The sequence below is a fragment of the Polaromonas sp. P3_B1 genome, from assembly GCF_056402935.1.
The window spans coordinates 1-23,879 of sequence record NZ_JBFUGK010000054.1 but is presented as its reverse complement, the minus strand read 5'-3'; the positions used below and the strand labels follow the sequence as shown (position 1 = coordinate 23,879).

Sequence of the window (23,879 nt, the reverse complement as noted above, 5' to 3'; positions counted from 1 at the left end):
ACCACATTCCCGCCGGGCTCACGACGCGGACTATCAACATCCAGGTACATCGTCATACCCGATGGATCTTGATCACCAACACGCCTCCAGTCCGCAGCTAGCACCCCTCCAGGCATGCAGGCATAAGCGAGGCATAGGAGAGCGAGCCGTTTTGAAATATTCATTGGGAAGCGCGCGAAGAGTTTGAAGCTGGTTTTGAAGAATCTGAACATTTTTTCTCCCTGTTGCGCGGTGCTGGCCGCCTCTCGTGGTTTTTGGCCAAAAACAGCCACCGTACCAACTGCAGCAAGCGGCACCGAAACACACATTCAGCCGCATTTCAGCCGCATCACGCCGTCACTCTGTGTATCGCTGACGTACCAGTATCACTGCCAGCGCAACGCCGACAGCAAATGCTGCAATGCCAAATAACTCCAGCCGAATGTCGGCCGGCTGCGTGTTGCGCGCCATCTCCCATGCTCCCCAAATCACATGAACGACCAGGTATGCGACGGCCAAAACCAGGGCAACCCAGCGTTTCTGCCCTTTCGCTACGCCTGCTCCGCTAACTACGCCAAACAGCCCGGCCGCCCCATTGGTACACGCCATCAACACCAGGGTCCTGGTCATTGACTCCAGACTCTGCAATGGGCCAGCCATGACGATTCCAGCCAGAAAAAGCGCGGCGGCGAAAGCGATACAAGACACTACAAAAGAGACCAGGAAGGGCAACGCTAACAGTTTTAGTTTGGACATATATATGCGATGCAATGCGATCCGAAGCGGGTGGGTGAGCGTACGTCTTGGGCGATGGTCGTCATCGTAACTGCGGCTGGATCGGGCTCAAAGCGAAAATTTGCAGGAGATCAATTCGTCAGCATGAAGTTTGGTTCAAGGCGGTCCAACCCGACTCCGCTCATGAGCAACTCACCGCCCATACCTCTGGGCAGCTGGCCGATCTGCCTGTGGTACGCAGTAATGCCCGATACCTTAAAACTTACGACCGCGCTGACGCCAGACGGGCTTCGAATGGAGCAAAACCCAGAATTCAAAGACACGCAGCCTTCGTTAACCACGCCGAACACACGAACACTGTCGCCGTCCTGCTTAATTTCATCGATCAAGAACTCCAAACTCGCCATTGCCGATGTCCTATATAGTTTCAAAAAACGAGAGACACTGCCTTTCGGCCAAACTTATCCTGCAAGTTTTCGCGATCACTCATACGCAAACGTCAGATCGTAGGCTGGAATAACGATACTGTCGCTGCGCACAACGAAGCCGGCTGCCACGTCGCTTATTTCATACAACAGATGACCGTCCGCATCTTCGAGGGACGTGCATCGCAACCGTATGTTGTTCCACGACGTTGGTCCGGCCAGGTATAAACAAGTGACAAAGGAGATGCCGAATGCTCGACTCGGCTCACTTTTTTTGCTGATTGCGAGGATGAAACGCTGGTGCGCCTCCGCAAAACTGTTAAAGGATGCGCAAGCTCCATCACAGGTCTCCAAAAACTCGTTCGCTCTGGCGATCAGCTTTGGCCTCGCCAGCCTCGCGATTCTCGCGGCTCTCTCCGATCGAGGGCGTACTATCAAGCCAAGTATCGCCTGCGCCTGCTCATTCAGTGGCGACTCTGGGTCACTCATGTTCGGACTACTCCCCGTAATTTATGCGTGTCACGAATACCAACTTCTTGGCTCGCGCCTGCAGATCCCGACTAAACGCGTCAAGAGGCTCTACGCTGTAAATCAATTTCTCAGCGTGATTTGCCAACATTGAAGACGCGGCCTGTGCAATATGGACATCCTCGACACGCCCGCTTTGGCCGACTGTCACGATGGCCAACACAATGCCGCGAGAATCGCTTGCCGAATCTTGTGGAACGCGGCTCGTAGCTGATTTTTTCTGGATATTTGCTGCAAGCGCTTCCTGGTATGCACGAAGGAGGGGATCACTTGTGTTTGGGCTCACGTAAATCGTGCCGTCGTCGAGCCCAGATTTGGTCGTCTGCGTTGCAGGCGTTGCGCACCCACTTGCTACAAGCATAAGAAGTGCTGCAGAAATGGCGGATATACACAAAGCTATCGCCGAAAAATGGTCTTGCTGTTTCATGGATTCAACGTCTGCTGTTGGTCGAAAGCCGCAATCATGCTGAGAACTGAATTGAACCAGAACGATCATCCATTACGACGCGTCTCCGTAGCGAAAATTCAGCTTGCGCGGCGAGTTAAGGCCTCCAGGCTCTCATACGAATAGCCTTTGCGGCTTGTGATAAGGGCATTTACCCGAGTCAACAACTTCTTAGGTGGAGCCCCCGATCCCTGCAACTCAAACAGTGCGCTGGCGATGTCCGCCGCCCCTATTGCCTTGTAGGCCTCAACGAATACCTGTTGGCGCATGCCCGTAAGGGACTCCAGACCTTGACGCGCACCGGCTTCGATTGCGCCGCGAATTTCGTGATCTACATCCATTCCCTGTCCTGCATCTGAAAAAAACCTCTGCAGGCATTGGGTTTTGTCTAATGCCTAGCTGAATTCTGCCTCAAGCCTCTGTTCCCCAACGCACCTCACGGTCACGCAGGTTGACCTTCAGAATAACGGGGCCATCCATCTCATGGCCATTATGGAGATTCCGAAAGACAGCGGCCCAATGGATTCGTGTCTTGCCTTCTGTTTCTGAATAGAAGTCATCGGGCGCTACGTGCAGCAGCTGGCCCTCAAGTCCATTAGCCATGGCAAAGCTTATAGCGAGGCTCGTCACCTCTTTGGAGGCTTCTTGCGGAGAAAGGCGACGGAGAGGGTTTTGCATCTGAAACTAATTAGCAGACCTTGGACGCGAACATCATCTGCTTCTGGCCGTTATGCGCCGCCATCGTTGCGAGTTTTACCTTGCTGGCGTAACAACCTCAATGCAGCATCCGCCAGTTGGTCATCATCAATCATGTGAAGAAAGATTTGTCCGCCTGCATTTTCGCTGCCAATGATGCTGCCATTCAACGCGAAAAGTTCTGTCCACGGCAGACCGCAGGTCTCCTCGATTGCGGTGATGATGTCTGATTCTTTTTTGTGCTTCACGTTTGAACTCTACGTCTGCTATTGCCGGAAGCAGTCATCTTACCGACTGCTGCAGTGGGCCATAGCGCACATCACTACGGTATCTTGACCCTCAGCCGCTCCTGCATACTCTTGTTGTATAGGTCAACCGCCGCAGCCGTATCCGCGCCGCAAGTAAGCGTGAAGTTAAAAATTTTTCTTAAAGTGACATAGCCCAGATACAAATACGTCATCCGAGAATCGTGCGCGACGTAGCTCAGCTCAAGCCCCCCACCCCCAGAATAGGGTTTCACGCTACGCTGAACAACATGCACCTCACTGTCCGACACCTTGAGGAATGATTGATGCCGGCTATTAAGATTCACTTCCGCAAAGTCTGCCCATTTGCTTTCCGGCACTTCGTAGAAGTCAGCGCTGACCGAGATGCCGGCCTGCGCACGCTCGGAGTACCAGTTAAAGGTACGCTCTTCTGAGGTAGGCAATTGCTTCCAATCCTCTGGAAGATAAAGGCAAAACTCGTTGTATTCGTAAGGGTAGAGCTTCTCACGCGGCGGCGCAGCTGTTGCCGTCGGGAGCTTGATGGAGTAGCTGATTTTCATAGAACGTTTCATGTCCGCTTATGGCCGAAAGCGGCCGTCAAGAGGCGTTACGCACCCCGGCTGAATACGGATCGCGACTGCAACACGCCCACGTCACCGCAGATTCAATATAAAAGTCCTTCATGCCGCTAGCGCAGGAAATGGGTGGGAGGTTGGGGACCGCGGTGCAGAACGGTGGGACCCCTTCCGTCGCGGGTTTGAGGGCTCCGTTCTTGCCTTCCGCTTTAGGGGCGGCGCCGGCCTGCGTTGTTGTTAACAGCGCGGCCAATGTGAGGGTAAGGGCGGTGAGCACGCGATGCAGGGTTTTGTGCGACATATTTTCTCCAAGGGTGAAGGGTGAAGGAGGAACGGCAGTTTTGGCAGTTTTGATCCGCTGCTAATCTGGGCGAGCCAGTGGGCTAAATGTAGGCCAGCCAGGACGTAAAAAAACCCTCCGATTAGGGGAGGGTTTGCTTCACATCACAAAGATCGCGGTGTTATCAATGGGTTTTATGGGACAGCAAGCTTGATTCAGCACATCACCGGATGTAAGCCGCCAATTCCTCGGGGCTTCCTTCGGGGAAAGCCTCTTTGAGAAAGTGCAGGAAGGCGGACACCCGGGCGCTCAGCAGGCGGCGGGAGGGGTAGAGCGCCCACAGCGCCACCTCCGGCCCCGAGACATCTCCCCATTGCACCAGCGTTCCGGCGGCCAGGTCGGGGATGACCAGCGACAGGGGGAGGCGTGCCGCACCGACATTCGCACGGACCGCATCGCGGACCATGAAGAGCGATGCCAGGCTCAGGACAGGCTGGACCGTCAGGCGCTTCTTCTTTCCTTTCTCCGTGAATTCCCAGACGTCCGTCTGTTCGCCGATGGCGCCGCCCCGCAGCACGACCGGAACGGGTGCGCCGCCCGCGGGCCGGGGAAGCCCGGGGTGCGCCACCATCACGATGCGGTCTCTCAGGAAGATACGGCCGACCAGGCTTTCGTCTGGAGCCGGGTTGACGCGAATCACCAGGTCGTAACCCTCTTCCACCATGTCCACGGGGCGGTCTTCCGTCGTGACCTCCAGGCGGATGGCGCGATGCTTCATGGCGAACTGGGCGGCCAGCTTTCCCATGGCGGCCTGCGAGAAGAGCAGCGGCGCACTCACCCGCAGCCTTCCCCGGGGTTCGTCACCGCCGGAGGCGATCGCCGCGGTTGTCTCATTGAGCTCGGCGAGCAGTACGGAGGTCTTCTCGAACAGCGCCCGCCCTTCCTCGGTGAGCTTGAGCGCGCGCGCTCCCCGCTCGAAGAGGCGCAGGTTGAGGCCGCTTTCCAGGTCGGCCACCCGGCGGGACAGGGTGGCCTTGGGGCGCCCTGATTCGCGGGAGGCCCGCCCAAAGCCACCATGCCGGGCGACAAGCGTGAAGTCAGCGAGAGCCAGTAAGTCCATGTGTTCCACCAGTGAGACAGATGGTCTAAATATAACGGCTATCGGACATTTGGCGAAACGATGAAGATCAAGGCTCTTTCAAACCCAACGGAGTAATTTCATGACCATCCTGATCACCGGCGCCACCGGCAACGTCGGCCGCCAAGTTGTCCAGCAACTCGTCAACCGGGGCGCAGATGTGCGGGCACTCGTGCGTGACCCCTCAAAAGCCAACTTTCCGGCGGGTGTGAACGTCGTACAGGGCGACCTGCTCGACGTGGACTCCATGCGCCTGGCCTTCAAAGGTGTCTCCACCCTGTTTTTGCTCAACGCGGTGGTGCCCGACGAATTCACCCAGGCCCTGATCGCCCTCAACCTGGCACGCGAGGCGGGCATCAACCGCATCGTCTACCTGTCGGTGATTCACAGCGACAAGTACCTGAACGTTCCCCACTTCGCGGGCAAGTACGGCGTCGAGCGGATGCTGGAGCAAATGGGCTTTGGCGCCACCATCCTGCGGCCGGCCTACTTTATGGACAACGAGCACAGCATCAAAGACGTGGTGACGGGCTACGGCGTGTACCCCATGCCTGTCGGAAGCAAGGGCCTGGCCATGATCGATGCGCGCGACATCGGCGAGATCGCAGCCATCGAGCTGCTGCGCCGCGAACGCGCATCCGGCCCGCTGCCCCTGGAGCGGATCAACCTGGTCGGTCCGGACACGCTGACCGGAGACGCYGTCGCCGCCATCTGGTCCAGCGTTTTGAATCGCCCCATCACCTACGGCGGCGACGACACGGCCGGCTTCGAGAAGAACCTGCGCAACTTCATGCCCGCATGGATGGCGTATGACATGCGCCTGATGAGCGAGCGCTTCCTGACGGAGGGCATGGTTCCCGACGCGGGTGACGTTGAGCGCCTGACCCAGCTGCTGGGCCGCCCGCTGCGCTCGTACCGCGACTTCGCCGCTGAAATTTCGGCACCGGCCTGAGCGCCGGCGTAACCAAACCCCACCCAAAGGAAACCATCATGATTTATTCGACTGCCACCGTTCAGGTCAACCCACCAGGCGAGGTAGCCCTTACGCGGGCCCAGGCCTGGGCCGGCCTGGTCCTCAAGGCGCGCGACGCGCGGCTCTTTTTGCCGCCCGGCCTTTGCACTTATTGCGAGGTCGTGCAAGAGAGCAAGACCCACATCGTGCGCGAAGCCACCATCGCCGGCACGGACCTGCGTGAAATCATCACCTTTGAGCCGCAGAGCAAGGTGACCTTCTTCCAGGCCACCGGCCCGCGCGAAGGCGCGATTGTCAACGAGCTCTTTGAAGACGATGCGGGGCAACTTCAGCTTCGTTTCTATTGCTACATCGGCCTTCGCGGCAAAGAGCCGAATGGCCCCGAAGAGCAGGCCGAGCAGGCGCAGTTCGACAGCGACAAGGGCTACAAGGCAGCCCTGCTGTCAACGCTCAAACGCACGCGCGAACTGCTGGCGCAAGGCAAGCTGTCACTGCCAGGAGGTGCGCAATGAACGCCGTCAACACTGTGCATCCCGATCTTGCACGCCCGAATGTCCTGGTGCTGGGCGCCACAGGCGGCACGGGCCGGCTGATCGTGAAGCAAGCCCTCGCACGGGGGTTTGCGGTTCGGGTGCTCGTGCGCTCGCCCGCAAAAGCAGCCGGCCTGGACGGCGCCGAGGTCTTCATCGGTGACGCCCGCGACGAAGCCGTGTTGCGCAAGGCGCTGCAGGGCATGGATGCCGTGGTGAGCGCCCTGGGCACGCCGGTCAGCCCGTTCAAAGAGGTGACGCTGCTGTCGTCGGCAACGAAGGCGCTTGTGAACGCCATGAAGGCCGCCGGGGTCTCGCGCCTCGTGTGCATTACCGGCATGGGGGCGGGCGACAGCGCCGGCCACGGAGGGTTTGTTTTCGACCGCTTGATTTTTCCCGCCCTCTTGCGCAAGGTGTATGCCGACAAGAACCGGCAGGAAGCGATCGTCAGGGACAGCGGCTTGGACTGGGTGCTGGTGCGTCCTTCGGTGCTGAATGACAAACCCGCCAGGCACGAGACACGGGCCCTCACGGACCTCTCTGATTTTCATGGCGGGACGATCGCCAGGGCCGACGTCGCGAGCTTCGTCCTGGACCAGGTGCACGCCACCACCTGGCTGGGCCGCTCACCGCTCATTAGCTGGTGAACCGCACAAACTCTAGACAAGGAAACAACCATGAAATCCGCCGCAGCAACAGTAACCACGACGATTGAGGCATCCAGGGAAAAGACCTTCCTGCACATCGTGCCCATTGACCTCACATCGATCTTTACCGGGTACGGCCCCCTCCCATCGGTATCGCAGACGCTGAACCAGACCGGCCCGTGGGATGCCGCGGGCCGGACCCGAAACGTGGTTTTTTCCGACGGGAGTTCCGCCCGGGAGACTTTGACAAGCTACGACTACCCAAATCGGTTCGCCTACCGCATCACGGAATTCACAGGGGTGCTGCGCTTTCTTGCCAGCGAAGCACGCGGTGAGTGGTGGTTCGAAGACGTGCCGGGCCGCTCCGCAACGTCTGTTCGCTGGCGCTACGAGTTCGTCAGCCGATCAGCCATCCTGAAGCCTCTGGTCAGCCTTTTTACGCGGAGCTTGTGGCGGGGTTATATGGGTAAGGCGCTGCGTCTGTCCAAGGAACAGGTGGAAGGCTAGCAAGGCGAACTGTTTGTGCATGCGCGCGGGAATAGCCGGGGTAGCCGCCGGTAAGATGACCGTTTTCGGTCAGAAGCAGACATCAGAACCCGCAGGGCGCATTTATAGTGCTTCGGCGCGGCACGGTAGACGGCAAGAATGAACGCTGACGGCGCACTGCCGAAAGTGCAATCGGGTCGACGGCTGGAGGTGCCTTCATAATTAAGGCCTTCCCCCGCTTGTTTGAGATGCCTACCTTCCGTCATGAATAAATTCTCGCTGCAACAGCAGGTGCTGAAGCGGCTCGCCGAAGACCTGCTGCAAGCCGAAGATGCAGTGCGGGTGGCACACGAAACGGCGACCCACGCAGAAAATATCGCCGAAAACAAATACGACACATTGGGACTCGAAGCCGCCTACCTGGCCACCGGCCAAGTTCGGCGCGCCGAAGCCATCCGCCAGGCGATGGCCAAGTGGCGCCAATTCCGCCCGCGTCCCTACGACGCCAGCAAAGGGATACAGCTCGGCGCGCTGGTCTGTCTGGTCGATTCCGACGACAAGCAGCAACAGCTCTTTCTCGGCCCGGATGGGGGCAGCATGCAGTTGGGCAGCGGCACTCAGCTGGTTCAGGTCATCAGCATGGAAGCCCCTTTGGGCAGGGCCATGCTGGGCAAATGCGAGGGTGATGATGTGTCGATACAGGTCGCTGCAATCGGACAGCAGTTTGAGGTGCTGCGGGTTCATTGAGCCGTAAACGACTCATCTGGGCCCAAAGCGGTCTTTGCACATCCTTCCACACAAACCTTCATTTCAGGCGGCAGGCTGGAGAACTCGGGCCTGCTGGAACAATATCCGACGGTGTCGGCCTATATCGCGCGCGGCGTGGCGCGGCCGGCTTAGCGGCGGGCCTTTGAGGCGCAACACTGCGTGTGCGCCCTGGAAACTTACTCAGCCGTCTCGCCCGAATCCTTGATCACCTTTTCCCAGCGCGCCATTTCCGCCTGAACATAGGCCTTGTGGCCGGCTGCGCTGAGCCTGGCGTCGGTCACGAGACGCAAGCCCAGCGCTTCCTGGCGCTTGATCAGCTCCGGGTCCTTGAGGGCTTCACGCAGCGCCGCATTGAGCCTGGCCAGAACCTCGGGCGGCGTGCCGTGCGGCGCATACACGCCGTGCCAGACCGTGACGTTGAAGTCCGCGAGGCCGGCCTCGGCCAATGTGGGCGTTTGCGCAAGCGAGGGCAGGTTCAGGCGCTCCTTGCTGCTGACGCCATACACCTTCACTTTTTTGCCCTCGATTTGCGGCACGGCGTTGGTCGCCTGTTCGCACATCAGGTCTACCTGCCCGCCTATCAAATCCGTCATGGCGGGGGCCGTTCCCTTGTAGGGGACTGCCACCATTTTGGACTTGAGCGCACTTTGCAGCATCAAGCCGCAAAGGTGTGAAGCCGACCCGACACCCGCGTTGGCCAGATTCACACGGCCGCCGGAATCCGCCACCCACTTGCGCAGTTCGGCAAGGTTGTTGGCCCCGAGTGTCGTGCGGCCGATCAGCACGGAGGGCGCTTCGTTGATCAGGCCCAGGTACTCGAAGTCCTTCAGGGTGTCATAGGGCAGTTTTTTGTACAGGGCCGGCGCGGTTGCAAGGCCGATGTGATGCACCAGCAGCGTATAGCCGTCGGCCTTGGCGCGGGCAACGCGCGCCGCGCCAATGGTTCCGCCGGCGCCGGCGGTGTTGTCGACGATGACGGTCTGGCCCAGCGGCTTGCGCAACGCTTCGGCCAGGTCGCGGGCGATTTTGTCGCTGGGCCCGCCGGCGGCGAAGGGCACCACCAGGGTCACCGGCTTGTCCGGGTATTGCGCCCAGGCCGCCGGCGCGGCCGACAGGCTGAGCGCCATGGAAACAAGAACCCGTTGGAACATCAGCTGATGGTTTTTCATGTGTTGTTTCCTTTGTGGTCGCTAATCGCTAATCGCTAATCGCTAATCGCGAACCGTTAACCGCTAACCCGAATCAGGCTGAAAGGGCCCGCATCTGGGCGTAAAGCTCGGCCTTGCCTTCAAAACCAATACCAGGCAGTTCAGGCAAGCTTACATGGCCGTCAATCACCTTCACACCATCAGGGAAACCGCCGTAGGGCTGGAACAGGTCGGGATAGCTTTCATTGCCGCCAAGGCCCAGGCCTGCCGCAATGTTGAGGGACATCTGATGCCCGCCGTGGGGAATGCAACGCGCGGGCGACCATCCGAACTGCTTGAGCACTTCGAGCGTGCGCAGGTATTCCACAAGGCCATAGGACAGGGCGCAGTCGAACTGCAGCCAGTCGCGATCGGGGCGCATGCCGCCATACCGCAGGAGGTTGCGGGCGTCCTGGTGCGAGAACAGGTTCTCGCCGGTGGCCATGGGGCCGGGATAGAACTCTGAAATCGCCGCCTGCAAGGCGTAGTCCAGCGGGTCCCCGATCTCTTCGTACCAGAACAGCGGAAATTCGCGGAGCATCTTTGCATAGGCAATGCCGGTTTCCAGGTCGAAGCGGCCGTTCGCATCCACGGCAAGCCGGGCCTCTGAGCCGATCTCTTTCAAGACCGCCTCGATGCGCGCCCGGTCTTCATCGATGGAAGCGCCGCCGATTTTCATCTTGACCACGTTGTAGCCGCGGTCCAGGTAGCTGCGCATCTCGGCGCAGAGTGCCTCGTTGCCTTTGCCGGGGTAGTAATAGCCGCCGGCAGCGTAGACAAAAACGCGCGGATTTGCCTCGCGCCCATGCCGCTCGGCCAGCATGCGGAACAGGGGTTTACCCTCAATCTTGGCGACCGCATCCCATACCGCCATATCGATGGTGCCCACGGCAACAGAGCGCTCGCCGTGGCCACCGGGTTTTTCGTTGCTCATGGCGGCCGCCCAGACCTTGGCGGGGTCGATGTTCGTGCCTTTGGCGTCGATCAGGCTTTCGGGTGCCGCGTCAAGAATGCGGCCGAGGAAGCGCTCGCGGATCAGCCCACCCTGCCCGTAACGGCCATTGGAGTTGAACCCGTAGCCCACCACCGGCTTGCCGTCCCGGATCACGTCGGTGATGACGGCCACCAGGCTCAGCGTCATCTTGCTGAAGTCGATGTAGGCGTTGCGGATGGGTGAGCTGATGGGGAGGGTTTTCTCCCTGATTTCAACGATTCTCATGGCGGTCTCTATGACGGGTTGTGATGATGGTCGTTATGATCGCGAAGGCTGCCGCATTTGACCAATGCTGTTTTTCTTTTCTTCAATGCTTTCAAAGCACCGGGCATGAATTTCTCCTGGCTCGAAGACTTTTCCGCGCTGGCCGCGACGGGCAACTTCTCCCGCGCGGCCGAAGAGCGCCACATGACGCAGCCGGCTTTCGGGCGCCGGGTGCGCGCCCTGGAAGAGTGGATAGGCACAGAACTGTTTGACAGAAGCTCACAGCCGGTCCGGCTGACCGAAGCCGGCCGGTGGTTCCAGGGCATTGCCAATGACTTGACGGCCCAGGTGGCCCGCGTGCCGGGCGAGGCCAGGATCATTGCCGAAGCAAGTTCGCATTCGCTCCGGTTTGCCGCAACCCACGCGCTGTCGTTTACCTTCATGCCGGGCTGGCTGCGGAGTTTTGAAGCGCACACCATGGCCGGCACCATGCACCTGGAGTCCGACGTGCTGGCGCGCTGCGAGGCACTGATGGAACAAAGCAAGGTGCAGTTTGTGGTGTGCCATGCCCACCCTGGCGCGCCAGGGGGGCTTGAGGCCGGTGGTTTTCCCTCGATTCAAATTGGCGCCGACTACCTGATGCCGGTGACGGCGCTTGATGCCTCAGGCAAACCCCTGCACACCCTGAAGGCGGGCAAGGCGCCGGTATCGCTTCTTGGCTACAGCGCCGAATCGGGGCTTGGCCGCATCCTGCGCGAAACAAGGTTTGAGGCCATGGAGAAGGTCTCCACGCAAACGGTGTTCACCGCACACCTGGCCTCGGTGTTGAGAACCATGGTCCTCGAAGGCCGCGGCGTCGCATGGCTGCCGCAAACCTTGATTCATGACGACCTGGCAAGCGGCCGTGTGATCGAAGCGGGTGTGCCGGCGTTGCGCGTTCCGCTGGAGATCAGGCTCTTCCGGTCTCGTAATGCAATGGGGCGGGCCGCGGAGGCGCTTTGGGAGGCTGTGACGAGGGCGAGAGACGTTACCTGCTAACGCTCCTCTGATGTCCGCTCCTGGCCGGAGCCGGTCATCTTGCCGGTGGCTGCGAGCCCAAAGCAGCTTGACCGATGCGGCGCCGGCGCATGAAGACAAACGCGGAGGCCAGCAAAGGACCCGACAGTGTGAGCATGGCAATGGGCGCCGTTCCCGCAGGCGTCAATGAGCCCCTGGAACGCGGAGGCTGGAGTCTGCTGTAGTCGATCATCATGGGGAACTGTTGGGAATATCGGCTTCTGTCTATGGCTTCACTGGGATGACATTGACATCTTGCCGTATCGGGAAGAGAACCGATCGAACGAAATTTCGACTATTGGAGGGATTCTGGGATACGTCCTTCTTGGGGCAGGCATTGGACAATCCGGGCATCCTGTATTGAACATGCCCGGCGCGAAGCCACGGAGCCGCAGGTTCGCCCGCATTCCCAAAGCCGCCTGAGAAGACAGTTTGGCCCTGAAGAAAATCCATGGCATAAGCGACAAACTCACCAAGCACCTCATCCGTCTTCACGTCAACTATCGTCCATTTAGTCCCGGCAATCCAATGTTCACGGTCTGCTGGGGTTGAAATGTCTTCAATCCGGATCGCATAGGCGCTTTTGGCTCGCTCGGAAAATTCCCTGCGCGTCCTGAACTCGGATCTCACACTCGCATCCGTGTACTGGTAGAAGCCCGAAACTCCGTCTACCTTGGCCGGCATTTCGATAAGCGGATACCTGGTGACCTCATCGTAGTTGGGAGTGTGCCACCGCGCCTCCCACTCTTTCTTTGTCAAGAACTCGTGAACGAATACAGTTTCAGGGTTGTAGCCGGTGTCTATTTGAGAGTAGACGTCTCCGACGAACCCTTTCTGTGCCAACTCCACTTGGCTTGTCTTTTCCCGTAGGCCATAAACAAGTATGCCCTCCACATTTCGCACCTCGCGAAAGACCTTGGCGCCGGCCTTTTCGCACACCGTTTTGAAATAATTCGCATGCGGTTCAAATTCTTTGTTGAAATTGTTAGTCGCTCTGGTTCGCTCACGCTCACTGCTGCCCAGGTACCAGTACATAGAGCCCAAGGCGAGACCGCATGTGATCGTAAAGAGTGCCAGCTTGGTAATCAAGCCAGAGAACAGCTGCAGACGTCCCAAGGGTTGCAATACAAAAAATATGACAACTGCCGTCCAGGGGACAACCATGTACAAGGGGACTGCGGTACCTCCACCATACGGCGCAGCGGAAAGAAATGCGATGCCGACCAAGATGGCAGCCCCTATTGCCCACACTATTGCGCCAACAACCAGGCGAGTTATGAAGCTTCCAATTACGGCACCAGTTTTTCCAGTTTCCATCTCCCGTCCTCTCTTGGTCGGTCGTCATCCCGATTGGCAATCTTGCTAATTTGATGAGGACGCATTTATCTGTCAATGCTTAAGCAAACATCTGCCAAAACCTGCAATGCTGCATTTGTTCGAACATTTGCCAGCTGGCCGAGCCCGCACATGAGTGCCTTGGTGCAGATATTTTCCTGGAAAATTATTGTGGTGGACCGCGACGCATGGTCGCTATGTGTCCCGCAAATGATGTCTCCAGGTCCCATTGCGGCAAGCTGGTCATATCACCGTATTTATTGCAATTGGCGCGGAACGCTGCCGTTCCATACGCCGCCAGGGCGCGTCTCTGGTTTGTCTTGAACGAGAGATTCCGGTTGTACACATCGAGTTTGTATCGAGCTCCCAGAACAGGGTTCTCCAGAATCCGGGCCCTGTGGCGCTCGATTTCCTCTAAAAGATTCAGGTGCCTGGTTCGCCAGAGTTGGTAATGCTGTTCATTGTTTTCGCCGGTCTCTGGAAATTCCTCCGAACAGATGTCAGCGATATCCCGGATGGCTTCGACGATACCCAAAATGACGCCCAGATCACGGTAATACTCGCCGGTGGATCGGGGTCCCTGTTGAGCGGACAGATTGCCGTGCATTGCCAGTGCGGACAAGGCCATGCAGGCGAGTGCGGTCATTTTTTTCATGGGCCTCCTCCGATAGTTGTGTGCATCAAGGTTCATGAGAGTGCATCCACAGATCGAGCCTCGCAATCTCGAACTCGACCGGTCCATCCCATGGAACCTCGCCGAACTCTATGACAAACCCATTCACTTCTACCAGGCCTTCGGCTTCATTGATGCATCTACCGCAACCGCGATAGCCGAAATGGCTTGTTCGCTCAAGCCACTCTCGCGAGAGCCTTTCCTTTTCTTCCTCTGGCCAGTCCAGGAAAAATGGAACTCTCACGTCGTGATCCGTCCCAGAGTGGAGAAGATTGGGCACGCGATCGCCGACTGAACAAGACCCCAGGTGGCAAAAGGCAACTATCTCGCCGCAAGTACTTTTAAGTGTCACCGATACGCACTCGTCGCCGGCACCGCTAAAAGGCTCAACGTGTGCAACAAGGAGGTCGTTCATAACCAACTCTTTCTGTCGGTGGCAATGTCCGCTTCCAGTCGCCAGGCGTCACCGAACGGAGAGCTCAATGTCATGATCCACTCGGCGCCGGCACTTGTCCGTTGCGCAGACCAGCCAGGCTGAAGCGCGGCCACTTGCGTCAGAAAACTGCAAATCCAAACCGGGGCGCCCAAGCTGGACTTTCACCAGAGATTTGGCCTACACAGGCCACTATTGCTTCGACATTCCTTATCGCAGTGCCGTGGATCCATGCCTCTGCGCTGCAGAGATCCAGTGATCTGCACAAGTATGGGCTCGACACGACGCCCTTCCCAGAATCGCGCTTTCCAGGTCGCACACATCTCAGGCACGCTCAAGGAGTCGTAGTAGGCCTCCACGTCTTGCTTCGGAGCGTTCGCGGCCCAGCCAGGACTGCTTCTCGCGCCAAAGGTATGGGAGCCATCCAGATTTGCTGAACATCCCACTGCCATGAGGCATAAGGCCAAGGTCCAGAACCCTCTCAGCATTTTTTTATCCATACGAAAACTCCCAATGGTGACGGCAGACCAAGCCATACATAAAGCTTGCAAGTGAACGCCTATCGGATATCGGCGGATAGGGGTCACCGCAGCGATGCCTGCATCTGGCTAATAGGCGACATCCTAGCCCAAGCCGCGATGGCCCGAAGCGGTCATTTGGCCGAACCCCGACGGACGCATTCCATCGCCTCCGCAGACGCCGTGAAGCCAAGCCTGGAAAAAAACTCACGCGCTCCTTCGCGCCCCGCGCGAAGCACCCATGTCACGTGGGGTTCGTCACCAATGATGCGCTCAACCAGCTGGGTCCCAATACCCTGGCCGCGGCAGGACTCTTGCACCACGACCATCGAAAGATACCCATTGGACAAGCCGTCGGTGATGGCGCGGGCGAACCCGACGATTTGCCCTTCCTCTACGGCGACAAGAGCACGCTGGGACGCATCGGCCAGTTTCAGCAAGTAGTTCATTGAAGGAATTCGATGCTGCCACCCATTGGCGGTTAAAAGTCGATACACGTCTGCGGCATCGGCCTGCTGAAAGGGTCTGATTTGCATGAATATTCGCTTTCTGGCCGATTGTCGCCGTCGCGACTTCAGCTGGATCGCATCCGAAGTGGACACACAAAATCTCACGCCGTACCGTCTTTTCATATCGGGTATTCACCTCGGTCCGGGGCACCACTTCGCATGAGAAGGGCTGCGCGCATCGCCCGGTCTACCGATCTCAGTGACTCGAAATTTTCGAGCTTCACGACCTCAAGACCTTCGAAGTTGTTACGCTCGTTCGTGACCCCAACAAATGCGACCCCAGCCTCACGAGCGGCGCGTAGATCACCGAGTGAATCGCCGAAGAAAACAAGTTCCTCTGTTGGATGCCGCTCTACGATTTCCAAGAGAGCCTCGACCTTTGGGATGCGGCTTCCGTACACCTCAGCGAAGCGGTGAAACAGAGAATTTCGGAGAAGTTGCTCCCGCACCTCTTCCTCCGGCGCGGTCGAACTCACGTAGAAGACATGGTCGCCTTGGGTAATGAACCCCTTTACACCCTCAACGAGCTGCGCGGCCGCCAGCCCCGCCTCAAGACACTTCGCATATCGATCAAGGTAGTGAGCGAGTCGTTCCTGCGTGGCCTTGATGCCGATGATGGTTTCAAGAATTTCCACCAGCTTGTCGCGGCGAGAAACTCCGCCGTTGCCGAGGATGTAATCACTGATGGCATCTTGCTTGTCCCAATAGTCGGCGAACATGGAGAGCATTGCCCTGTGCTTAAGGAGGTTCGATTTGACAATGACGCCGTCAAGGTCAAGCACTACCACCGGTCTTTCGCTCATTTTCGAGTTCTTTCGAAAAATTGAATTTCAGCCTTCAAGTGAAGGCTTTCTTCCAGGCGAAGCGCCCGCCTCGGTCCACCGGTTTGTCGGCCCGGTCAGCGGGACGGCTGAATAAGCGGCGCAAAATTCGTGTCCGCAATCATTTTTGCAAACTGGACCGGATGAAGCTCGACCGCTTCTTGACGGGCAATGCCCTGGTTTTTATCCCATAGCTGCTTCAGGTTTGCCTCGATCGAATCTCCAAGGTCCAGCTCACGCTTGAGGGTCTCAACCCAGGAGTCGCCCCCTCCATAAGTCTTTTGCACGACTTTCGCCATCAAGGCATCCTTGTCCGGCGGCAACTCGCCGATGCTGTGCAAGACGAAGTTTTCGAGCAGCACCAGCAGCGGCTTGCCTGCGTAACGCTCGGGCTCGGCTTCCTTGCTGTAAGGATGCGTCGGTTTGGCCTTGGTTTTAAAGAGTCCGAACATTTTGTCTCTCCCTGGCGAATGTCTGCTTCTGACCGATTGTCGGCATCGTAACCGCAACGGGAATGGGGCCCGATGCGATGAAGCTTCGCCCGCTTCCTACGAAATACCGGGTGTTTTTCTCCCTCTTCCAGGAGGCAGCCCCGGCATCATGGGCTTATTGCCATGACCTGCACAGGATAAAACATGAAACACAACCGTTTGATTTACTCCGCCCTCATAGGCGCGGTGGCCAGTGCGCGCTCCATGACGCCCATGGCCGGCATCGCGGCGGCACGGCTGCTGGGCCATCGCACGCCGGGGCGGCTTGTACTGCTGGACCGTCCCCTGTTCAGGAATGGCGCCCTGGCCATGGGTGTGGGCGAGTTGTTCGGCGACAAGATGAAGACCGCACCGGACCGCACGGTTTTTCTGGGACTGCTGGCGCGCGTGATGAGCGCCGGCATCGCGGGCGCGGCCCTGGCGCCGCAGGGCCGCGAGCAGGCCGGCGCTTTGACGGCGGTTGCGACCGCCGTACCGCTTGCCTACCTGACGCTGGCAGGCCGCAAGCGCGCGATGGCGCGCATGGGCCAGACCCGCAGCGGCTTGATCGAGGATGCGCTGGTTGTTGCCGCCGGCGCGGCGGTGGTGGCGCTGGCGGTCAGGCGGCAAAACGGTTTGTGAACGCCCGGCGCTGGAACCTCGCCCTCACGGGCGCCAGATCACTGGCTCCCCGTTGGGCCCTACGGAGCCAAGCACCATCTGCCCACGCCAGTCCACCAGCACGAGCTTGTATTGTTTGTACAGACGGGTGAAGGCGTCCGTCAGTACGCGCTCGTTGCCGCCGCGCTCCACCATGGCCGCAAGTATGCTGACCGTGGCCCCATCGGCAACGCCATAGAGAAACACGGAGCCCGCCAGCCGGATGGTGAAGCCGCCTTTGACCTGGCCGAGGGAGGCGGAGGTGGTGGTCAGAATCGGCGCCGGCGCGATATTGCCTTGGAGAGTCGAAGCGAGGTCTTTGGGGCTGGACGCGCCGACGAGGGGAGACCCGACAATACGCCGGGCATAAATATCTTTCCAGCCGTACTGGATCCGGTTCTGCTGCTCGAAGGCCTTGAACTCTTGCATCCGCTTCTGGAGTTCCGGCAGGCTTGCAGCGGGGAAGAACTCAATCTGCCGCCATTCATCTTCATGGAACTTCGGCGCGCCTGCAGAGGAGCTTGCCGTGGGCGCTTCAAACTGCAGGGTATCCGCCGCAATCGTCGACATGGTGAAGCCGATGTTCCGGGGGTCCATGGTGGTCACCGGCTGTGCGCCGATTCCGGCACCGGCCAGGGCGAGGGCTAGGGCCGCGAGGCCAGTGAGGAGTCGTTTTTTGAGTTTCATGTTTGAGATTGATCATGCCTTCCGACGATGTCTGCTTCTGGCCGCTAGGCGCCGTCGTTCGGAGGGCTTAATGCCATGGTCCACTCGGCGCCGGCACTTGCCCGTTGCGCGGACCAACCAGACGGAAGCGAGGCCACTTGCATTACCGTTGGATCCCGTTCAACGACAGTTCGTAGCGATACGAGCAACGCCTCTGACATATCGATTGGTTCGCCGGTGAGGAATGACCAAGCAACGTCATCCTCTTCTGAATCCCGCAACACCAGAAGTATTGGCTTCCTGCCGTCAATGATTGAACGGATGGTAAACGCCACTTCATTCGGCGGAGATTCGAATGCCCAATTGAAGGGATCGCGTTCCTCTGTGGTTGTCATTTTCTTATCTCCCTGGATCATTTGAATTTCCACTTTTGGTCGTGCACGATGTGGAAGGTTTCCCCTACCGCACAGCATAGGAAACTTTCGTAACAATGGCTATGTGGTCAGCACGTTTTCGTATGGTGGGCGAAAGAGGCTCGAACGGCGCCAAGCTCCTGACAAGTTCCTGCACATAGGCCGCGAATTCAGGCGACGACGCCTCTTCGGTACTAAGTTCTTTGATCTCTCCATCGGAACCAATGGTGAGCTTGAGAATGACAGAGCCAGGGAGCTTCATGTCGCGTTGATTCGGCGGTGCCTTCGTAGATTCTTGCTCAATGCGGGATGTCACCCGCTTGAAATAAGCGCCAAAAACCGAAAAGGTCTCCTTGGGGAGTGGCTTCCGCGATTTCTCCTCAGCGATTCGGCGCTCAATCTCGCGAACCAACTCCTGAAGTTGAGCCCTGCGTTCACGCCTTTCGCGCACTGCAGGCGATTCGTCTGGTCTCGGTGAGGGCTCCTCTGGAAAATTCGCCAATTGCTTCTTGATTTGGCGAAGTGAGGCAGCTTGCTCACTCTCCATATCACGAACCTCAACCGGCTTCTTGCTAGCCACGGGACTGGACTCGGCACGCGTTGGACTATGCGCGAGTGATAACACGCCTGCTGCCAAGAGAAGCGCTCGCAATGCGATCAGAGTGGCGCTTCTAAGCGGCATAAAGCAATGTATCTCCTGCAAGAGACCTACTGCGGTGGGCAACCTCATGGTGTCACTCCTTGGTCTGCATTCATTGATGACGCCCTTCTTCTGCGCCCGTGGTTTCTAGAAGCGCCCCACACGGCGCAAGCAGCACTCACTTCTGGTAAAGAAACCCCGTCTGCCCAGGCTCGCGAAATGCACAGCATGATGACAGTTCCCGGGTCGCCTCCGCCTCGCTGACCTGCGCAAGCCGCCAGCTGATTTTGCCGGGGCTGTAGGAAGTGCCGATGTCAATGCCGGTGTTGAGCAGGCGATAGAAGACCTTTTCCTGGGGCGCCCAGCTGGCGTTAAAGCCTATGGGATCTTTGAACATCTGTATGTCTATGGGCCAGCGCTGCTGCAGGAAGTAGCTGCCTGCCGGGACATTGAGCCGGGTGAATTCCCCGCTGCCGATGCTGGCCACTTCCACCTCGTTGATCAGGAAGGTGGCATCCCGTATCGCGTAGGCCATGCTGCGGGGCCGGTAAATGGTGACGATGACATCGTCCGCTTGCGGGGGCGGCGACGGCAGGGTGCTTATTTTGGCCGGTGCGCAGCCGGCAATGGCAGCAGACAACAGCACAAGCAGCAGGGCGGCATGCGCCTTCAACATCTGTTTCATTCGGTCTCCCCCTCCGGTAACGCAGTTTCTGTGTTTCCTCCCCAAGGCCGGATTGAACCCTGGAAGCGATGGATCGCCAACCATTCTATGAACAGCGGGCCCATCCCCGCAAAGCCATGAATAAAAAGGTATGCGTTACGCCCCTGTAACCACAGCCCAACGACTACCAAAGACGGCTCGCCCAAGCCCAACAACACTGGCAAGATCGGCGAGAGCCTGGCCGGGCAATCCAGGCCACAACAAAAAACAACACTTCCGGGCGACGGTTGCCGTTAAGCCTTTGAGCACAACGGCACCGGTAAGGCCGCGCCGCGGTCGCTCCCCGAAGCCCAATATCCGAAACCCGACAAAGAATGTCAGCAGGCAGATTCTTCCCACGCGAAGGCATGGTGGATGTTCCTAAGCTTATTTTCCTAAACTGAATACGTAGGACCCCTCATTCCACCCTCTGATATGGTTGTTGTCCTTCCCCTCACCCACGGAAATCCTTTTTCTTCCTCAATGACGCCCTCCCCGCCAGCCGCCAACGGAAGCGCCCATCGATGAGCCCGCGCGAGTCCTGGGTGAGCACGCAGCTGACCCACTCCTTTATGCGCAACGCGTGGCCCACGCTGCATGCGGCTGTGCTGGTGATCATGGTGGTGGTGGCGATCCTGTACTCGCATGTGGATCACTGGGACCTCGGGGTGTGGGTGGTGGCGGCGGGGTCCATGACGATGCTGCGCTATGCCATCCTGCACGCCTACCGCACGCGGGTGATGGAGTCCGACGCGCTGGCGCTGCGGGAGTTCATGTCTTTGCACAGCTGGGCCTGGCCCCTGAGCGCGGCGGTCTGGGGCTCGCTGATGTTTGTGGTCTACCACCGGGCGCCCGTGGAGGAGCAGTTGCTGTGCATGCTGATCCTGTCAAGCATCGCGGCGGCGGCGGTGTCTTCTTCGCCGCCGAATCTGCGCACGTTCACGGCGTACTGCAACGGCCTGGGCGCGGCGGTGCTGGCGGCGCTCATCTGGCGCATGGACTTTGGGGGCGGCGTGCCTGCGGCGCTGGACACCGGCGCCGAGATGGCGGTGGTGCTGATCTTCCTGGCGGTGGCGCATGTGACGGGCCGGCGCATGCACCGGGCGCAGAAGATCAGCCTGGAGCGGCAGTTCGACCGCCAGGAGCTGATCAAGGCGCTGGAGGAGCGCAAGCGCGCGGTGGCCGATGCCGAGGCGGTGCGCACGCGCTTTATCGCCAGCGCGGCGCATGACCTGCGCCACCCCGTGCATTCGCTGGGCTTGTATGCCGACTGGCTGACGCTGGAACCGGAGTTCGCCACACAGATCGCGCGCAAGATCGCCGACTCGACGCGCAGGATCGACAACCTGTTTGACTCGCTCTTCAGCCTGGCAGGGCTGGACCCGGCCACGCTGACGGTGCATACGCAGCCGGTGGACCTGGCCGCACTGATCCACACGGTGGCCGAAGAACACCTGCCGCTGGCCCGCGAAAAAGGTTTGCGCCTGCGCACGCGCTCGGCCCCGGGCCGGGCGATGTCCGACCCTGTGCTGCTGGCGCGGCTGGTGGGCAGCTTGCTGTCCAACGCCCTGTGCAACACGCACGGCGGCGGCGTGCTGCTGGCGGCACGGCAGCGGCGCGGCCAGTGGCGCATAGAACTCTGGGACACGGGCGCGGGCATCGCGCACGAACGCCAGCAAACTTTTTCGCAGGGGATTCCGCAGCAGGGAACGGCCGAGGGCTTCGGCCTGGAGCTGGCGGCGATTTACCGCCTGAGCCAGCTGCTGGGCCACCCGGTGGGGATGGCGGACCGGCAAGGCCGGGGGAGTGTTTTTTGGGTTGAGCTGGCGCGGTATGAGAAGGGTTGATGCCGGGTCTTGCTCCGGCGGGCGCGCTTTCCCTCTCTACCTCTGCTTCGTCTGCTTACTCTTCTAGGGGTTGCTGGCCGGGGGTTGCCCGGCGGCAACTTACTTTTCTTTTGCTTCGCCAAAAGCAAAGTAAGCAAAAGAAAAGGCGACCCTGGTGTCTGCGTCCCTCCGCTTCGCTACGGGCAGCCTGTGGTGCTCGGTCCAGACGGGGTCAAAAACAACTCGCTTCGCTCAAACACGTTTTTGCCCTGATCCGTCTGGACCTGCGCTCCTCGGCGCAGACACAAGGGGCCCGGATACCGGACAGCCAAACAGCCGAAGAAAAAAAACCAATTACCTAGAACCACAAGGGCACGCCATGGCGTGTCCTTGTTTGTATTGGAGTTCAGTATTTGTCTTCGGTATGGTTTTGGTATTTCGCGCTTCCCCGTCCTGGCTGGGCCGAGGAGCGCAGAGACAAGCGGATCAGGGCAAAAACGTGTCTGAGCCGAAGGCGAGTTGTTTTTGACCCCGCTTGGCTCGAGCACCGCAGGTTGCCCGTAGCGAAGCGGAGGGACCCAGACTGCGGGTCGCCTTTTCTTTGCTTACTTTCTTTTGGCGAAGCAAAAGAAAGTGAGTTGCCGCCGGGCAACCCCCGGCCAACTGGACTAAGAAGAAGGAAGAGCGCGCCCGCCGGAGCAAGACCCGGCGGAACGAACGGCCGCATATTTCTCCAACAACAAATACAACACCAAGCCGCCAGCCAAAGGCAAGAAGTAATACAGCGCCCGGTAAGCCAATACTGCCCCCATCAGGGCCCCTTGCCGGACACTGCCGGACAGCAAAGCCAGGTACACCGCCTCCAGCACCCCCAGCCCACCGGGAATCGGCATGACCACCCCCACGATGGAGGCCACCATCAACACCCCCAGCACCTTGCCGTATTCCACCTGGCCGCCCAGCAGCGCGTACATGGCCGCACCCATCAGTGCCCAGTTGGTGGCCGAGAGCAGCAGTTGCGCCAGCGCCAGTCCCGGCGAGGGCAGGGTCAGCCGCTTGCCGCGTATGCGCCACACGCGGCCGTGCGCGAACTTGCAGGCTGCTGCATAAGCCAGGGCCAGCAACACCATCGCCATGCCCAGGGCGCGCAGGGCCGTCGCGCCTATGTGCGCATCGCCGGGCAGCGCGATCAGGCCGCTGGCAAACAGGCTGCCGGCCACCAGGCCGTAGCCCAGCCAGTTGGTCGCCAGGCTGATGCCCACGATCTGCGCAATCGTCGCCTCATCCAGCCCCGCGCGCGTATACAGCCGCGCACGCAGCGCCACGCCGCCTACCAGCGAGCCCAGGTTCAGGTTGAAGGCATAACTCGTCACCGCGATGGCCCAAGTCTGCAGGCGCGGCAGCTGGTGGCGCGTGTGGCGCCGGCCTATCAGGTCGAAGCAGCCGTACAGCACATGGCTGGCCGTGGCCAGGCCCAGCACCCCCAGCAGCAGCCACGGCGAATAACGCCACAGCGACTGCCAGGCGCCGGCCCAGTCCACCTTGTGCGCATGCGACACCAGCAGGCCCAACACCACAACGCCCAGCGCCGGGAAAACCCAGCGCCGCATGCGCGGCCACAGCGAAGCAGCGGCCACGGAAGAGGCGCGGGTGCTGCCGCGTGAAGAATGGGTGTCGGCGGAACCGGGCGCCGCGGTACTGGCCATGATGGCTGCATCTTCGCGTGGGATACGTGCCCGGCGCCAGAGCAGGGCGCGCTGCTTTTTGTAGGCGAAGACCGACGGCGGAGGGCCGGGTCTTGCGCCGGCGGGCGCGCTCTTCCTCTTCATCCTCCTCTTTACTCTGCTTAGGCTTGCTGGCCGGGACTCGCCCCGGCGGGCGAGGCACTTGTCTTTGCTTCGCCAAAGAAAAGTACCCAAAAGAAAGGCGACCGCAGTCTGGGTCCCTCCGCTTCGCTACGGGCAACCTGCGGTGCTCGAGCCAAGCGGGGTCAAAAACAACTCGCCTGCGGCTCAGACACGTTTTTGCCCTGATCCGCTTGTCTCTGCGCTCCTCGGCCCAGCCAGGACGGGGAAGTCCGAAATACCAAAACCATACCGAAGACAAATACCGAACTCCAATACAAACAAGGACACGCCATGGCGTGTCCTTGTGGTTCTAGGTAATTGGTTTTTTGTCTTCGGCTGTTTGGCTGTTCGGTATCCGGGCCCCTTGTGTCTGCGCCGAGGAGCGCAGGTCCAGACGGATAAGGGCAAAAACGTGTCTGAGCGAAGCGAGTTGTTTTTGACCCCGTCTGGACC

General features: G+C 59.4%; 31 protein-coding genes. 8 read left to right on the top strand and 23 right to left on the bottom strand.

Annotated elements, in window-relative coordinates; translation table 11 throughout:
- From AC1DXS_RS23325 to AC1DXS_RS23280, 10 genes are all read right to left on the bottom strand, one after another.
- Nucleotides 1–212, bottom strand: a 212-nt coding sequence (locus AC1DXS_RS23325) for a hypothetical protein (RefSeq protein WP_477739821.1), incomplete at its 3' end; no start/stop codon positions are given.
- 124 nt (nucleotides 213–336) lie between these two features.
- Nucleotides 337–735: a hypothetical protein gene (locus tag AC1DXS_RS23320; RefSeq protein WP_477739820.1), complete on the bottom strand. Its 399-nt coding sequence runs from the start codon at nucleotides 733–735 to the stop codon at nucleotides 337–339.
- Between the two features lie 110 nt (nucleotides 736–845).
- A complete protein-coding gene (locus AC1DXS_RS23315; RefSeq protein ID WP_477739819.1) occupies nucleotides 846–1,121 on the bottom strand; it encodes a hypothetical protein in 276 nt (91 codons plus the stop codon).
- A 75-nt stretch (nucleotides 1,122–1,196) separates the two neighbouring features.
- A complete protein-coding gene (locus tag AC1DXS_RS23310; protein WP_477739818.1) occupies nucleotides 1,197–1,628 on the bottom strand; it encodes a hypothetical protein in 432 nt (143 codons plus the stop codon).
- Between the two features lie 7 nt (nucleotides 1,629–1,635).
- Nucleotides 1,636–2,094, bottom strand: a complete 459-nt coding sequence (locus AC1DXS_RS23305; protein WP_477739817.1) for a YgdI/YgdR family lipoprotein — start codon at nucleotides 2,092–2,094, stop codon at nucleotides 1,636–1,638.
- Between the two features lie 98 nt (nucleotides 2,095–2,192).
- Nucleotides 2,193–2,453, bottom strand: coding sequence for a hypothetical protein (locus AC1DXS_RS23300; RefSeq protein WP_477739816.1), 261 nt, complete (start codon nucleotides 2,451–2,453; stop codon nucleotides 2,193–2,195).
- Between the two features lie 70 nt (nucleotides 2,454–2,523).
- Nucleotides 2,524–2,790 (bottom strand): hypothetical protein, encoded by a 267-nt coding sequence (locus AC1DXS_RS23295; RefSeq protein WP_477739815.1) that lies wholly within the window; start codon nucleotides 2,788–2,790, stop codon nucleotides 2,524–2,526.
- A gap of 50 nt (nucleotides 2,791–2,840) precedes the next feature.
- Complete coding sequence (locus AC1DXS_RS23290; protein ID WP_477739814.1) at nucleotides 2,841–3,056, bottom strand: hypothetical protein; 216 nt, start codon at nucleotides 3,054–3,056, stop codon at nucleotides 2,841–2,843.
- Between the two features lie 74 nt (nucleotides 3,057–3,130).
- A complete protein-coding gene (locus AC1DXS_RS23285) occupies nucleotides 3,131–3,646 on the bottom strand; it encodes a hypothetical protein (protein ID WP_477739813.1) in 516 nt (171 codons plus the stop codon).
- Nucleotides 3,647–4,152: 506 nt separating this feature from the next.
- On the bottom strand, nucleotides 4,153–5,049 hold the full coding sequence (locus tag AC1DXS_RS23280; protein ID WP_477739812.1) for a LysR family transcriptional regulator: 897 nt from the start codon (nucleotides 5,047–5,049) through the stop codon (nucleotides 4,153–4,155).
- A gap of 100 nt (nucleotides 5,050–5,149) precedes the next feature.
- On the opposite strand from AC1DXS_RS23280, the gene AC1DXS_RS23275 reads away from it, so the two are divergent.
- The 5 genes from AC1DXS_RS23275 (at nucleotide 5,150) to AC1DXS_RS23255 (ending at nucleotide 8,450) form a co-directional block, all read left to right on the top strand.
- Entirely contained in the window at nucleotides 5,150–6,019 is an 870-nt protein-coding gene (locus AC1DXS_RS23275) for an SDR family oxidoreductase (RefSeq protein WP_477739811.1), read from the top strand.
- 38 nt (nucleotides 6,020–6,057) lie between these two features.
- Nucleotides 6,058–6,552, top strand: coding sequence for an SRPBCC family protein (locus AC1DXS_RS23270; RefSeq protein ID WP_477739810.1), 495 nt, complete (start codon nucleotides 6,058–6,060; stop codon nucleotides 6,550–6,552).
- The gene (locus AC1DXS_RS23265; RefSeq protein WP_477739809.1) at nucleotides 6,549–7,217 is read left to right on the top strand and encodes an NAD(P)-dependent oxidoreductase; all 669 of its coding nucleotides are present in this window, start codon (nucleotides 6,549–6,551) and stop codon (nucleotides 7,215–7,217) included. Before AC1DXS_RS23270 ends, AC1DXS_RS23265 begins: the two co-directional genes overlap by 4 nt.
- 30 nt (nucleotides 7,218–7,247) lie before the next feature.
- The gene (locus AC1DXS_RS23260) at nucleotides 7,248–7,724 is read left to right on the top strand and encodes an SRPBCC family protein (RefSeq protein ID WP_477739808.1); all 477 of its coding nucleotides are present in this window, start codon (nucleotides 7,248–7,250) and stop codon (nucleotides 7,722–7,724) included.
- A 243-nt stretch (nucleotides 7,725–7,967) separates the two neighbouring features.
- The gene (locus tag AC1DXS_RS23255) at nucleotides 7,968–8,450 is read left to right on the top strand and encodes a GreA/GreB family elongation factor (RefSeq protein WP_413325054.1); all 483 of its coding nucleotides are present in this window, start codon (nucleotides 7,968–7,970) and stop codon (nucleotides 8,448–8,450) included.
- 197 nt (nucleotides 8,451–8,647) lie between these two features.
- Here AC1DXS_RS23255 and AC1DXS_RS23250 read toward each other — a convergent pair whose 3' ends face one another.
- Together AC1DXS_RS23250 and AC1DXS_RS23245 are read right to left on the bottom strand one after the other, a co-directional pair.
- Nucleotides 8,648–9,622, bottom strand: coding sequence for a tripartite tricarboxylate transporter substrate-binding protein (locus AC1DXS_RS23250; RefSeq protein ID WP_477739822.1), 975 nt, complete (start codon nucleotides 9,620–9,622; stop codon nucleotides 8,648–8,650).
- A 91-nt stretch (nucleotides 9,623–9,713) separates the two neighbouring features.
- Nucleotides 9,714–10,877: a mandelate racemase/muconate lactonizing enzyme family protein gene (locus AC1DXS_RS23245; RefSeq protein ID WP_477739807.1), complete on the bottom strand. Its 1,164-nt coding sequence runs from the start codon at nucleotides 10,875–10,877 to the stop codon at nucleotides 9,714–9,716.
- Between the two features lie 105 nt (nucleotides 10,878–10,982).
- Between AC1DXS_RS23245 and AC1DXS_RS23240 the strand changes: the two genes are divergently transcribed.
- Entirely contained in the window at nucleotides 10,983–11,894 is a 912-nt protein-coding gene (locus tag AC1DXS_RS23240) for a LysR family transcriptional regulator (protein ID WP_477739806.1), read from the top strand.
- Between the two features lie 243 nt (nucleotides 11,895–12,137).
- On the opposite strand, the gene AC1DXS_RS23235 is transcribed toward AC1DXS_RS23240, so the two are convergent.
- The 6 genes from AC1DXS_RS23235 to AC1DXS_RS23210 form a co-directional block, all read right to left on the bottom strand.
- Nucleotides 12,138–13,229: a hypothetical protein gene (locus tag AC1DXS_RS23235; protein WP_477739805.1), complete on the bottom strand. Its 1,092-nt coding sequence runs from the start codon at nucleotides 13,227–13,229 to the stop codon at nucleotides 12,138–12,140.
- Nucleotides 13,230–13,413: 184 nt separating this feature from the next.
- Nucleotides 13,414–13,902 carry a hypothetical protein gene (locus AC1DXS_RS23230; protein ID WP_477739804.1) on the bottom strand — a complete coding sequence of 163 codons (489 nt, stop codon included), beginning with the start codon at nucleotides 13,900–13,902 and terminating at the stop codon, nucleotides 13,414–13,416.
- Between the two features lie 25 nt (nucleotides 13,903–13,927).
- Complete coding sequence (locus tag AC1DXS_RS23225; RefSeq protein ID WP_477739803.1) at nucleotides 13,928–14,335, bottom strand: hypothetical protein; 408 nt, start codon at nucleotides 14,333–14,335, stop codon at nucleotides 13,928–13,930.
- Nucleotides 14,336–15,005: 670 nt separating this feature from the next.
- Complete coding sequence (locus AC1DXS_RS23220) at nucleotides 15,006–15,407, bottom strand: GNAT family N-acetyltransferase (protein ID WP_477739802.1); 402 nt, start codon at nucleotides 15,405–15,407, stop codon at nucleotides 15,006–15,008.
- Between the two features lie 92 nt (nucleotides 15,408–15,499).
- A complete protein-coding gene (locus AC1DXS_RS23215; RefSeq protein WP_477739801.1) occupies nucleotides 15,500–16,183 on the bottom strand; it encodes an HAD family hydrolase in 684 nt (227 codons plus the stop codon).
- Between the two features lie 95 nt (nucleotides 16,184–16,278).
- Nucleotides 16,279–16,653, bottom strand: a complete 375-nt coding sequence (locus AC1DXS_RS23210; protein WP_477739800.1) for a hypothetical protein — start codon at nucleotides 16,651–16,653, stop codon at nucleotides 16,279–16,281.
- A 183-nt stretch (nucleotides 16,654–16,836) separates the two neighbouring features.
- On the opposite strand from AC1DXS_RS23210, the gene AC1DXS_RS23205 reads away from it, so the two are divergent.
- Nucleotides 16,837–17,313, top strand: a complete 477-nt coding sequence (locus tag AC1DXS_RS23205) for a hypothetical protein (RefSeq protein WP_477739799.1) — start codon at nucleotides 16,837–16,839, stop codon at nucleotides 17,311–17,313.
- 24 nt (nucleotides 17,314–17,337) lie between these two features.
- On the opposite strand, the gene AC1DXS_RS23200 is transcribed toward AC1DXS_RS23205, so the two are convergent.
- From AC1DXS_RS23200 to AC1DXS_RS23185, 4 genes are all read right to left on the bottom strand, one after another.
- Nucleotides 17,338–18,018, bottom strand: coding sequence for a hypothetical protein (locus tag AC1DXS_RS23200; RefSeq protein WP_477739798.1), 681 nt, complete (start codon nucleotides 18,016–18,018; stop codon nucleotides 17,338–17,340).
- Nucleotides 18,019–18,062: 44 nt separating this feature from the next.
- Nucleotides 18,063–18,413: a hypothetical protein gene (locus AC1DXS_RS23195; protein WP_477739797.1), complete on the bottom strand. Its 351-nt coding sequence runs from the start codon at nucleotides 18,411–18,413 to the stop codon at nucleotides 18,063–18,065.
- A 43-nt stretch (nucleotides 18,414–18,456) separates the two neighbouring features.
- The gene (locus tag AC1DXS_RS23190; RefSeq protein ID WP_477739796.1) at nucleotides 18,457–19,140 is read right to left on the bottom strand and encodes an energy transducer TonB; all 684 of its coding nucleotides are present in this window, start codon (nucleotides 19,138–19,140) and stop codon (nucleotides 18,457–18,459) included.
- 88 nt (nucleotides 19,141–19,228) lie between these two features.
- On the bottom strand, nucleotides 19,229–19,735 hold the full coding sequence (locus AC1DXS_RS23185) for a hypothetical protein (RefSeq protein ID WP_477739795.1): 507 nt from the start codon (nucleotides 19,733–19,735) through the stop codon (nucleotides 19,229–19,231).
- Nucleotides 19,736–20,277: 542 nt separating this feature from the next.
- On the opposite strand from AC1DXS_RS23185, the gene AC1DXS_RS23180 reads away from it, so the two are divergent.
- The gene (locus AC1DXS_RS23180) at nucleotides 20,278–21,600 is read left to right on the top strand and encodes a sensor histidine kinase (RefSeq protein ID WP_477739794.1); all 1,323 of its coding nucleotides are present in this window, start codon (nucleotides 20,278–20,280) and stop codon (nucleotides 21,598–21,600) included.
- A gap of 647 nt (nucleotides 21,601–22,247) precedes the next feature.
- Here the strand turns inward: AC1DXS_RS23180 and AC1DXS_RS23175 are convergent.
- The gene (locus AC1DXS_RS23175; protein WP_477739793.1) at nucleotides 22,248–23,285 is read right to left on the bottom strand and encodes a lysylphosphatidylglycerol synthase domain-containing protein; all 1,038 of its coding nucleotides are present in this window, start codon (nucleotides 23,283–23,285) and stop codon (nucleotides 22,248–22,250) included.
- Nucleotides 23,286–23,879 lie beyond the last annotated feature (594 nt).